This window comes from Vibrio algarum (assembly GCF_028204155.1).
Taxonomy (GTDB): domain Bacteria; phylum Pseudomonadota; class Gammaproteobacteria; order Enterobacterales; family Vibrionaceae; genus Vibrio; species Vibrio algarum.
The window spans coordinates 69,977-82,313 of record NZ_JAQLOI010000001.1; the positions used below are offsets into that span (position 1 = coordinate 69,977).

Annotated in this window: 5 protein-coding genes, 4 pseudogenes and 1 riboswitch; of the genes and pseudogenes, 2 read left to right on the plus strand and 7 right to left on the minus strand. The window is 41.2% G+C overall.

Annotated features, from left to right (window positions below; all coding sequences use genetic code 11):
* Positions 1 to 208: 208 nt before the first annotated feature.
* Positions 209 to 3,111 (minus strand): annotated as a pseudogene (gene rapA, locus PGX00_RS00345) (RNA polymerase-associated protein RapA).
* A 482-nt stretch (positions 3,112 to 3,593) separates the two neighbouring features.
* Here rapA and PGX00_RS00350 point away from each other — a divergent pair.
* Positions 3,594 to 4,969: pseudogene (locus PGX00_RS00350) on the plus strand (PhoH family protein).
* 51 nt (positions 4,970 to 5,020) lie between these two features.
* Here PGX00_RS00350 and thiQ read toward each other — a convergent pair.
* From thiQ to mpl, 5 genes and pseudogenes are all read right to left on the minus strand, one after another.
* The gene (gene thiQ / locus PGX00_RS00355) at positions 5,021 to 5,740 is read right to left on the minus strand and encodes a thiamine ABC transporter ATP-binding protein (protein WP_272137864.1); all 720 of its coding nucleotides are present in this window, start codon (positions 5,738 to 5,740) and stop codon (positions 5,021 to 5,023) included.
* 15 nt (positions 5,741 to 5,755) lie between these two features.
* Positions 5,756 to 7,314: pseudogene (gene thiP, locus PGX00_RS00360) on the minus strand (thiamine/thiamine pyrophosphate ABC transporter permease ThiP); the annotation flags it as partial.
* A gap of 28 nt (positions 7,315 to 7,342) precedes the next feature.
* Positions 7,343 to 8,338: a thiamine ABC transporter substrate binding subunit gene (thiB, locus tag PGX00_RS00365; RefSeq protein WP_272131817.1), complete on the minus strand. Its 996-nt coding sequence runs from the start codon at positions 8,336 to 8,338 to the stop codon at positions 7,343 to 7,345.
* Positions 8,339 to 8,385: 47 nt separating this feature from the next.
* A riboswitch (TPP riboswitch) is annotated at positions 8,386 to 8,511 on the minus strand.
* 74 nt (positions 8,512 to 8,585) lie between these two features.
* Positions 8,586 to 9,203 carry a flavin prenyltransferase UbiX gene (locus tag PGX00_RS00370; RefSeq protein ID WP_272131818.1) on the minus strand — a complete coding sequence of 206 codons (618 nt, stop codon included), beginning with the start codon at positions 9,201 to 9,203 and terminating at the stop codon, positions 8,586 to 8,588.
* 67 nt (positions 9,204 to 9,270) lie between these two features.
* A pseudogene (gene mpl / locus PGX00_RS00375) lies at positions 9,271 to 10,622 on the minus strand (UDP-N-acetylmuramate:L-alanyl-gamma-D-glutamyl-meso-diaminopimelate ligase).
* 262 nt (positions 10,623 to 10,884) lie between these two features.
* On the opposite strand from mpl, the gene fbp reads away from it, so the two are divergent.
* Positions 10,885 to 11,898 (plus strand): class 1 fructose-bisphosphatase, encoded by a 1,014-nt coding sequence (gene fbp / locus PGX00_RS00380; protein WP_272131819.1) that lies wholly within the window; start codon positions 10,885 to 10,887, stop codon positions 11,896 to 11,898.
* Between the two features lie 85 nt (positions 11,899 to 11,983).
* On the opposite strand, the gene PGX00_RS00385 is transcribed toward fbp, so the two are convergent.
* The gene (locus PGX00_RS00385) at positions 11,984 to 12,334 is read right to left on the minus strand and encodes a gamma-glutamylcyclotransferase family protein (protein WP_272131820.1); all 351 of its coding nucleotides are present in this window, start codon (positions 12,332 to 12,334) and stop codon (positions 11,984 to 11,986) included.
* Positions 12,335 to 12,337 lie beyond the last annotated feature (3 nt).

Sequence of the window (12,337 nt, forward strand, 5' to 3'; positions counted from 1 at the left end):
AGAAGATACCCGTTTTCAGGTCACGCTGTTCAGTTAACGTTTTTTCAAGCTGTCACTTACACAAAAATTCCCGACGGTGTCACGCCATCCCCTTAAAAGGGGAGTCGGCGGTGACAAGATTCCCTCCTTCGAGGGGAGTGACGAAAGGTCTCCGGAATAACGAAGACTAACTAGCAACGAACTGAACTACCGCACCGTAAAACTCGTACTAGTTGTGTGAAACAACGATAAGCCTCAGTGAATCCAATTGAATTTGTGCATTAGAAATATAACCCGTTAACTCCTGGATTTGCTCTTCTATCGCTTGTAGTTCTTCATCTCGAATATTAGGGTTAACGGCTTTTAATGCCTGTAAACGCTCTAGTTCACTATTCAACGAACCAGACATCTCTTTCAGAGCTTGCGATCTTACCGTTTCTAATTTAGTTCCAATGTTCTTTTCGCCTGCTTCAATTAACTTATGGATATCACTTTGTACACTCGAAACCAGCTTATTTGCTAAATGACGATTAACCGGACTTAATTGACGGTTAAAACTTTCAAATTCTACCTGTTCAGAAAGATCATTTCCTTTAGCATCGATCATTAATCGAATCGGTGTTTGTGGCAAATACCCACTAATACCACTTCGCTTTGGTGCTTGAGCATCAACTAGATAAACAAGTTCTAATAGCATTGTACCTACTGGTAACGCTTTGTTTTTAAGCAAAGATACAGCGGTAGTTCCAACACCTTCACTCAATAGCAAGTCTATACCGCCTTGAATCATAGGGTGTTCCCAGCTAATAAAGTTCATATCCTCGCGTGACAATGCTGTTTCACGGTCAAAAGTAATTGTCGCCCCCTCGTACGGGAGGCCGGGATAACTTGGCACCATCATGTGTTCAGAAGGAGTAACAACCAGCGCTTTTTCACCTTTGTCATCTTGGTTTAAGCCAATAGTGTCAAATAAGCTAAGTGCAAATGTAACTAGGTTAGTATCACCGTCAGTGCTGGCTATTTTTTCTACTAACTGTAGTGCGTGCTCTCCACCATTGGAGTGCATTTCTAACAATCTATCTCTACCATGTTCTAGTTGAGCTTTAAGTTCTCGATTGAGTTTATTTGACTCATCGATCAACTGATCAAGGTTACTTTCTTTTCCACCTGCGAGAAGTTCAACCAATTGATCCGCATATTTATCATATACTGCTCGGCCTGTTGGGCAGGTTTCAGAAAAAGCTTGTAACCCTTCTTCAAACCAACGAGCTAAAATCCCTTGAGAAGAGCCATTTAGGTAAGGTACGAAAATATCTATATCTCGTAGTTGACCGATACGATCTAAACGACCAATACGTTGCTCGAGCAAATCCGGATTAAATGGCAAGTCAAACATAACTAATTGATTAGCGAACTGGAAATTTCGCCCTTCTGAACCGATTTCAGAACAGATAAGAACCTGAGCCCCACCTTCTTCTTGCGCGAAATATGCGGCGGCTTTATCTCGCTCGATTATCGACATGCCTTCATGAAAAACCGTTGCGCGAATACCTTCTCGCTCACGCAATGCTTGCTCTAATTGAAGAGCAGTCGTCGATCTAGATGCGATAACTAAAATTTTCTCAGAACGCTTCTCTTTTACCTTTTCGATGAGCCAATCGACGCGAGAATCAAACTGCCACCAAGAGCCTCCTCTAACTCTTGAAATATCTCTTCAGGGTAGAGCTTTCTCATGGCCTTGGCTTCAGACGGTAAATCTTTATCAAGCATATTTGATACACGCATTGCTCGTGCATACTGCTCTGGCATCTCCATTGGCAATAAGTGGACATTGCGTTGTGGAAAACCTTTAATCGCGGAACGTGTATTCCTAAACAACACGCGACCTGTTCCGTGACGGTCCATAAGATTATCTATCAATTCGTGACGTGCTTTCTCTTTTTCTTGCTCAGACACATCCGCTTCAATAATACGGAAAAGCGGTTCTACATCTTGTTCAGACAGGAGTTCGGTTATCTGATTCTTGGCTTGATTCTCTAGTTTATTGCCAGAAAACAGATTACTTACAGCATCAGCAACAGGCTCGTACTGTTTTTCTTCTTCGACAAACGCTTGATAATCATAAAAACGATCAGGATCTAGCAAACGCAAACGGGCAAAGTGACTTTCATGTCCTAACTGTTCAGGCGTTGCCGTCAACAACAGTACAGAATCGGTATTATTAGCCAGTCCCTCTACGATTTGATACTGGCGACTTGGCGCATCCACACTCCACTCGAGATGGTGTGCTTCATCGACCACCAATAAATCCCAGTTTCCGTCCACAATCTGCTCAAAACGTTTTTCATTTTTAGTTAAAAAGTCTAATGAGCAAAGTACATATTGCGCGGTATCGAAAGGGTTTGCTGCGTCAACATAGGCTTCTACGCAACGCTCTTCATCAAAGATAGAAAAATGTAGATTAAAGCGGCGCATCATCTCTACAAGCCATTGATGCTGCAATGTTTCAGGAACAACAATAAGTACGCGCTCAGCACTGCCTGATAACACTTGTTGATGAATGATCATACCCGCTTCAATGGTTTTACCTAAACCAACCTCATCTGCAAGTAATACGCGGGGTGCATGTCGACGCCCGACTTCGTGAGCAATAAATAATTGATGAGGAATAAGACCAGCACGCATTCCACATAAGCCGCGCATAGGGCTCTTATGTTGTTGGTATTGGTTTTTTAAAGCTCTATAACGCAGCACAAAATTGTCCATGCGGTCTATCTGGCCTGCAAATAATTTATCTTGCGGTTTATTGAAGCGAATTTGATTACTAAGAAATATTTCTCGTAGTGCTACCCCACTTTCTTCCGTATCTTCTCTTGTACCTATATAGGTTAAAAGACCTTTGTCTTCTATTACTTCATCAATTTTTAAAGACCAACCTTCTTGGCTCTCTACAATATCTCCAACATGGAATATGACACGAGTAATTGGGGCTTCTTTTTGGGCGTAGACTCTATTTTCTTCAGATGCAGCAAACATCAATGTAACCGTTCTTGCGTCTTGTTCTACGATGGTACCTAAACCCAAATCGCTTTCTGTTTCACTTATCCAGCGTTGACCCAAAGCAAATGCCATATGATTGACTACCTCTATGTTGGAGTAGACTTACGTCTATAATTCTATTCTATGAGACCTATTAATAAACACATTATAGGCAGATAAGAGCGACTATTCTTCGATTTATCTAGAAAGAAATGCCGAGCTTTTTTAAGGTCGCCAATATTACTTCAAGCCGTGATACAGGTCACGACTAAAAGGGAATAAAATGATATTTATCTCAGCGAATTAAAACTTAAATCAAACTGTCATCTGATTATGAGAAACCTAGAGGGAGACAATACAATCGTTAACGACTCAATGTTGTCAACTTATTGTTTAATAACATTGACTTGCATTGTTCCAACACCAATTATTTCGGTGTATCATCAGGACTGTAGTAAGTAGCTTCACTTAACGCTACTGTGCGCATCAGAACGCCATAATCCTTTAAAGGTGCATTGCTTTCTCGCAAACAGTACTTGCTTAGCTAGCCGCTCCTGGCGGCAAAGGAGACGCTTATGGGCGATACGGATAGAAAAATTTTCGTTTTAGATACCAATATCCTTCTACATGAACCCCTCGCAATCTACTCTTTTCAAGAACATGATGTCATTATCCCCATGACCGTTCTCGAAGAACTAGATAAAATCAAAGACAGCAAGCGCGACGTAGCACGCGACGCACGAGTAGCCATTCGTGCGTTAGAAGATATGTTTCGCGACGCCACTCCAGATCAAATTTCGGAAGGGATACCATTTTCGAAGGAAAAAATGCAACAGGAAGCATCGCAATTCATGCTGATTTTGAACTACAAGAAACCGTAAAAGCTTTCGCCGATAAAGCGGGAGACAATAGGATATTAAATGCGGTTCTATATATCCAAAACCGCCGCTCTCCAAGGGAGGTTATTCTTGTCACTAAAGACATCAATATGCGTTTACGCGCGAAAGGGGCGGGGGTTCGTTTTGTGGAAGATTACCGCACCGACCAGCTCATCGATGACGTGCAATACCTAACAAAAGGATTTCACAGTTACACCGGCCGTTTTTGGGATCATGTCGATAATGTAGAGAGCCACAATGTTAATGGGCGGACCTACCATACCATAGACAAAACAGCATTAGAGCCAACCTTTATAAACCAATACATATTAGATGACGAAACAGATTTTTCTGGTCGAGTTGAATCTATAGCTCAAGAAAACGTGGTTATAAAAGATCTCAGCAGAGAGCGAATGATGAACCGCAAAACCTGGGATATCGTACCAAAAAACATCTATCAAGGTATGGCATTAGATGCCTTAATGGATCTTGACATTGATTTGGTCATTTTAACCGGAGCAGCGGGTAGTGGGAAGACGTTGCTCGCCATGGCCGCTGCGCTAGAACTGAGTATCGAAAAACATCAATTTGATAAAATAATCGTGACTCGCAATACACCAGACATTGGCGAGTCCATTGGTTTTCTGCCGGGCACAGAAGAAGAGAAAATGCTACCTTGGCTTGCCGCAATAACTGACACCCTTGAAGCGCTACATAAAAACGATCACTGCACAGAAGGGTCTCTAAAATACATCTGTGACAAAGCCAATATTCAGTTTAAATCGATTAACTTTATGCGTGGTCGCTCAATTCAAAATGCGTTTGTGCTATTAGACGAGTGTCAAAACCTGACAGCATCTCAGATCAAAACCATTATTACGCGTTGTGGAGAGGGAACCAAAATCGTTTGTTCGGGAAACCTTGCTCAAATAGATTCTCCATATCTCACCCCGGTGACATCTGGATTAACGTATATGGTCGAACGCTTTAAAAACTTTGAAGGAAGCGCAAACATACACTTAAATGGCGTAGTAAGAAGCCGACTAGCTGAATTTGCGGAAGAAAATTTATAAAGTGGATGGCATTCTTGGTTCTATCTATTAACCGATAGAGCCAAGAACTTTTTACCTTTCAACATCATTTACACCCGCTTTAACAAATGCGCGTAACTTCTCATTTTCATGTTGAACATTTAACTTCGCTACTGGAGCCTGGATCAATGCTTGCAACTCGTCAATAAATATAAAATCAGTCGCTATTGCTTTGGCGTCGCTGATATGGTGCGTCACCATCACCACAGTGATGTTTCTCTCTTCGGCCAACTGTTTAACCAGGGTTAACATTTCGCCTCTTAAAATAGGATCTAGAGCTGAAAATGGCTCATCTAAAAGCCATATTCGGTGTGGCTGAACAAAGCAACGCGCTAAAGCAACACGTTGCCGTTGACCACCAGACAGTTTTTCTGGTGTTCGATCTAAAAACGCGTCAATACCAACCTGTTTCGCTGCCGCAAAGACCTGTTCTTTTTGTTGTTCAGAGAGCTTTAACCCTGGGTGTAAACCCAATCCAATGTTCTCTCTAACGGTTAAATGGCTAAATAAATTATGCTCTTGGAAAAGCATAGCGAAAGGCCGTAAATGAGGCTCTTTATTTAACTGAGATTGTTCATCTACAGAGATGTTGCCACTCTCAGGATGGATGAAACCGGCAATGAGAGCAAGTAACGTTGATTTGCCTGCTCCGCTCGGCCCCATAAGTGCGACAATTGAACCTGCTTCAATGAAAACATTAAATTGGAAAACCTCTTTATGGTAGCGATATCGAATGTTATCAATGTGAAGCATCTTTTTTCCTACTATTTTTTCAACAAATGAAAAGCAACCTACACACAGTAACAATAAGGTGAAAGAAACGACCGCCGCCGCTTCCATTTGATAGCTACCTAACAACTGAAATAGATACAAAGGTAAGGTTCTAAAATCTTGGCTACCAAATAGTGCAATTGCGCTTAAATCCCCTATTGAGAGCATAAAGCTAATTGCAAATGCTTGTGCAATTGGTTTTTGTAAACCTCGCCACTCTATCAACAAAAAACGACGCCAGCCTTTCATACCTAAGCTCATAGTAAGAAGTTGATACTGTTGCATAATCTGAAAAAATGGCTGCGACAACGTTTTTATTACATATGGCAACGCCATCAAACTATTAACGGCAACCACAATAAAGAACGCAAGGCTGTATACGTCAGTTATTTTTCTCAGCAGCAAAAACAGCCCTGTACTAATGACTAAACCTGGCGTGACAAGAATAATAGTCCCTATCAGCTCAATATTATTCGCATAATGAATACGACCTTTTAATCGCCACAGTCTACTCGTTTGAAGAATCGCCCCCCTATAAACAGGGCCAATACGCTCGCTAAACTAGCAATACTTAATGACGCCTCGACAGCCTGCCAAAAACGATGGTCTTGCAGCACTTGCCATAGTTTAGAATTCAAACCACTCAATACAACCATTAGTAGTGGTGGTAGAACAACCAATGCCGAAAAGGCAATCCAAGCGGTGTCCCATAGCTTTGCGAATTTATTGTCTTTAGTGAAGATAATTGGATGATGATGAGATTGCAGAGTTAAGATACTTGGCTTACTTACTTTTTGTATTGATAGAGATAACAAGCCACACAATAAAATCTGCCATATGGCCAATAATGCGCCTGCTTGTAAATCAAAATCGAACTTAATCGCTTGGTAAATTGCCAACTCTATCGTGGTTGACTTTGGTCCACCACCTAGCGCCATCACCGTGGCAAAACTCGTAAAACAGAGCATGAAAACTAAACCACAAATATGCGGTAACTGTTGTCGTAACCGAGGCCATTCAATCCATTTGAATTTGTACCAATGGCTCATCCCAAGGTGAGCGCTGAGTTTATGTTGTTCTGGCGGGATACCTTCTAAAGCAAGAAGCAATAAACGGCTAGCATAAGGCAGATTAAAAAAAACGTGGGCGAGTAAAATGCCATTTAATCCATATATTGAAAACGGTAATTTTATATCTAACCAACTTAGCCATGTTGCCAACAGACCACTGTTTCCATAAATTGCTAATAACCCGAAAACCCCCACTAGAACAGGCAGTACAAGCGTGCTCGAAAATAACTTTAACAAGAACGTCTTTCCCATGAAATCTCGTCGGGAAAGGGAATGTGCCACAGGTATCGCTAAACCAACGCTAAACAGCGTTGATAGAAAGGCTTGATAAAAGCTAAATTTGGTGACGTGCAGGTAGTAAGGTTCAGATACCACCTGAGTAATGTCAAGATTGGGCGCATATGAAATAAGCGCCCCTAACGCCGAGGCTACAAAAACCACGATAAGCACAGCAATAACAATGCCTAACTTCGGCGTTTTATTCATGTTAGTCAAAAATTTACTAAGCTTAGCTTTATTGAACTAACGCTGATTGCCACTCTCTGATCCAACTCTTACGCATTTTAGCCACTTCATCTGAAGAGTATGATAGTGCTTTTTCAGGTACACTCAACGTTTCAAAACCGTCAGGTAATTGGACGTCCGTAACTGGATACATCCAGTTTCCTGTTGGCATTGCAGATTGAAACTGATCGCTTAAAATAAAGCTCATGAATTCATCTGCTAATTTAGAATTTTTCGAACTTTTTACTTTAGCGGCCACTTCTGTTTGCATGTAATGCCCTTCGCTAAAGTTTGCAGCGGCATACTTTGCATCACTTTCAGCAATCAAATGATAAGCGGGTGATGTGGTATAAGAAAGGACAAGATCCGACTCTCCTTTTAAAAACATCGAATACGCTTCCGACCAACCTTTGGTTACTGTTACCGTTTTCTTCGATAGCATACCCCACGCCTTGCTTGCATCATCACCATAAATAGACTTCATCCAAAGCATTAAGCCTTGTCCCGGTGTGGACGTTCGAGGATCTTGATAAATAACTTTTAGATCATCACGCTTTTCCACTAACTCTTTTAAGCTTTTAGGTGGATTTTCTAACTTTTCTTTATTATAAACAAAGGCGAAAAAACCATAATCAAAAGGAACAAAAGTACTGTCTGACCAGCCTTTAGGTAACGTCGTTACAGACGTATCAACACTGTGTTCTGCTAGCAACCCCGTACTTTTTGCTTCGGTCATCAAGTTGGTATCTAAACCCAAAATAACATCGGCTTTCGTATTGGTTTCTTCTAGTCGTAAACGGTTGAGAATAGATACGCCATCATCTAACGCGACAAATTCTAAATCGCATCCACATTGAGCTTCAAAGGCTTTTTCGATTTTAGGGCCAGGGCCCCAATCAGCCGCAAAGGAGTCATAGGTATAAACCGTCAGTTTATCGGCTGCAAAAGTAGAAAATGAAAGGGTGATAGCTAAAGCTGAAGCTAAGGTTGAAATAGTGTGTTTCACTGGACGCTCTCCATGTTTTGAGCGGCACAGGCTTGAGGTAGGATTTATGATTTATCCTGCTCAATTCCTACGCCAGTATTATCTGGTTCAGGTGTACGGGTTCTAAGGTAAACTTAATCTCAGCCCAATAATCCGTTTTTTCAAACAATTATTGAGCACCCCGATGAGTCGACAGTGATTGTATACGTAATGTAATAAAGTTGCTAGCGATGCGATAAGAGGCTTCCGACTATACTAATGGATAGATTTATCTGTTGTCGTATCCCCAACGAGCAACGAGCTTTTGCTCAATATCGAGATGGTCCAATATTCTAGCAACCATGAAATCAACTAAATCTTCAACCGTTTTAGGTTGATGATAGAATCCCGGAGCCGCTGGCATAATGGTTACCCCCATTTGAGAAAGCTTGTGCATATTCTCTAAATGTAGTGTAGAAAAAGGCGTTTCTCTTACGACCAATAACAACTGCCCGCGTTCTTTCATTACCACATCAGCTGCTCGTTCTATAAGATTGTCAGACATGCCATGAGCAATAGCCGCAACACTACCTGCTGAACATGGACATACCACCATTTTTTTAGGTGCCGCACTGCCAGAGGCAACGGGAGAAAACCAATCTTCTTTACCACACACTTCTAACAACTCCGGATTGCAATTGAGCTTTTTTACTAATGCCTCTTTAGCCGCGGCAGGACCACTAGGTAGCTTGAGGTCATGCTCTGTCGCCATCACGACACGAGCCGCAGATGAAATAAGCAAATAAACTTTGTAGTCAGCGGCAAGCAAGCATTCAAGCAAGCGCAATCCATACGGAGCACCTGAAGCACCTGTAAATGCCAAAGTAATGGTTTTGTCTCTATTCATCTGCTTTCTCTGCTTATTTATAACCAAGGTTATTATTTTCTAAGAACACAATTATGTCGTCTCTCGACTATGCTAAACCAGTTAGCAACTTACTATGGATACCCTCAAAACCACCATTACTCATTACAAGTATCTGGTCGCCCTCTTTTGCTTCTTGCAAAATTTGTGCAACAAACGTCTCTATATTATCGCTAACAAAAGTTGGTTGAACGCAGTGTTCGGCAATTTCGTCCACAGACCAGTCGATGTTATTCGGCTGGTAGAGGTAAACAGAATCCGCCTTTGCCAACGAAGCGGCCAGCGTTTCTTTGTGAACACCCATTTTCATGGTGGCAGAACGAGGCTCTAGCACAGCAATTATTTTTGTATCTTCAACTTTGTTACGTAATCCATCCAGTGTCAGTTCAATTGCGGTTGGATGATGTGCAAAGTCATCATAAATGGTCACACCACCGACTTCACCTTTTAGCTCTAGGCGTCTTTTAGTATTGATAAATGCCGCCAAAGACTCACAAGCTAGATCGGCGGTAACGCCAACATGCCTTGCTGCTGCAATGGCCATTAATGCATTGCTTACATTATGGTCGCCAACTAAATTCCATTTTACCGTGCCTACTAATTCGCTTCGAAAAAAACATTAAAGTGACTACCATCTTTTTTTATTTTTTCTGTTTTCCAGTCACAATTATCCTCTCCAATGAGTTCTTGTTCACTCCAGCAGCCTCTTTCTAATACATCTTGAAGAGACGATTCCGATTTAGGGGAAAAGATGCGTCCATTACTAGGTATTGTGCGGACTAAATGATGGAATTGTTTCTTGATGGCTTCAAGATCATCAAAAATATCCGCATGATCGAACTCCAAATTATTCATCACTAAAGTTCGAGGATGATAATGGATAAACTTAGAGCGCTTGTCGAAAAAGGCGCTATCGTACTCGTCGGCTTCAACAACAAAAAACATGCTGCTTCCCAAGCGAGCAGAAACACCAAAGTTGCCTAATACACCACCAACTAAGAAGCCTGGGTCGTATCCACAGTCTTCTAATATCCATGACAACATACTCGCCGTTGTTGTTTTACCGTGAGTTCCAGACACAGCTAACACCCATCTATCATGAAGTAAAAACTCTTGTAACCACTGTGGACCAGACGTGTATTTTAAATTATGGTCGAGCACATATTCTACACATGGGTTGCCTCGGCTCATCGCGTTACCAATGACAACAAGATCCGGATTTGATTTTAACTGTGACGGGTCAAAACCTTCGATAATGTCGATACCTTGAGATTCTAGCAATGTACTCATCGGTGGATAAACATTGGCGTCACTCCCTGTGACTTTATGTCCCATTTGACGAGCTAAAACCGCTGCACCTCCCATAAAGGTGCCACAGATTCCCAAAATATGAATGTGCATGTTATTTTTCCTAGGCTTAATTTGTTTTGATTACACTAATGTGATCGATTCATCAATAAAATGCAAACGACCAGATTACTTGCAGTCGATATGTGATAGATAGCTAAAACAATTTGCATATCAAGTGGTTACTTCATTACCAATATAAAGTTTCTTGTCATACAATTGGGTCTGTTACAACGAACAGATAATAATAATTAACGCTAAAAGTCATTGTAACTAAAAAGTCCCCTAATTCATCGGAAAACGTTAAGGATATAACATGTCTGAATTTCGCACACTTGGCGAATTTATCGTAGAGAAACAAAGTGACTTCCCCCACGCAAGTGGTGAACTATCTTCATTATTAGCCTCTATTCGCCTTGCTGCAAAAATTGTAAACCGTGAAATCAACAAAGCAGGATTGGTTGATATCACAGGCTCAGTTGGCGCTGAAAACATACAAGGTGAAGAACAACAAAAACTGGATTTATACGCGAATGATAAATTCAAAGCCGCACTCGAAGCTCGCGACCAAGTATGTGGCGTTGCAAGTGAAGAGGAAGATGAAGCAGTCGCATTTAATAAAGAGCTCAATAAAAATGCAAAATACGTATTATTGATGGATCCATTGGATGGTTCGTCCAACATAGACGTGAACGTTTCGGTTGGTACTATCTTTTCTATCTACCGCCGTGTTTCACCAGTAGGCACACCACCAACGCAAGAAGACTTTTTGCAACCAGGAGATAAACAGGTTGCTGCTGGTTATGTCATTTATGGTTCTTCAACCATGTTAGTGTACACAACCGGTAATGGTGTACATGGATTCACTTATGACCCTTCAATCGGTTCTTTCTGTTTGTCTCACGAGAAACTAATGACGCCTGAAACAGGCTCTATCTATTCGATTAATGAAGGCAACTATATTCGCTTCCCATTAGGGGTGAAAAAATACATTAAATATTGCCAAGAAAGTGTTCCAGAAGAGAATCGTCCTTATACGTCTCGCTACATTGGTTCTTTAGTGGCTGATTTCCATAGAAACCTACTGAAAGGTGGTATCTATTTATATCCAAGTACAGAAAGTCATCCGACCGGTAAACTGCGCCTTCTTTACGAATGTAACCCTATGGCATTCCTAATTGAACAAGCCGGCGGACTAGCATCTGACGGTAAGAATCGAATTATGGAGATCAAACCAACCGAACTGCACCAACGAGTACCTTTCTTTGTTGGTTCTAAGGCAATGGTAGAGAAAGTTGAACAGTTTATCGAACAAAACCCGAACGAATAATGGCTACATCCATTCAATCTTGATCTAATTAATAAAGCCGTCTATTTCAGAAATAGACGGCTTTTTAGATAATGCGATTTATAAATCACTGATTTCGATACAACCAATTTCCAGATGTAATGGCCTCATCAAGTTGGCTTCCTTCCTGATAAATGTAAATCCATGCCATCCCATAAGGGGTCTCTATAGGGTCACGGACGTAATCAACAGGAATATTCTCAAGAATATCCAAACTATGTAAAACTTGCTCATTGACACTATAAACTTCACCTAATACCTTACAGTGACCCGCTGTAACACCTGGATATGAACCATAATTAAACAGTTGGTAATGAGGCTCTGTCTCAAAAATACCAAGGTATTCACTTTCATTGAGTAAATGATGATTAGCTTCACCTTTACGTAAGGTTCCGTAAACAAAAACCAGATGTCGCATGTA

Coding starts and splice junctions, on each gene's coding strand:
- thiQ (WP_272137864.1), bottom strand. CDS start 5,740: ATGCTTCACATTGATAACATTCGATATCGCTACCATAAAGAGGTTTTC.
- PGX00_RS00370 (WP_272131818.1), bottom strand. CDS start 9,203: ATGAATAGAGACAAAACCATTACTTTGGCATTTACAGGTGCTTCAGGT.
- fbp (WP_272131819.1), top strand. CDS start 10,885: ATGTCTGAATTTCGCACACTTGGCGAATTTATCGTAGAGAAACAAAGT.
- PGX00_RS00385 (WP_272131820.1), bottom strand. CDS start 12,334: ATGCGACATCTGGTTTTTGTTTACGGAACCTTACGTAAAGGTGAAGCT.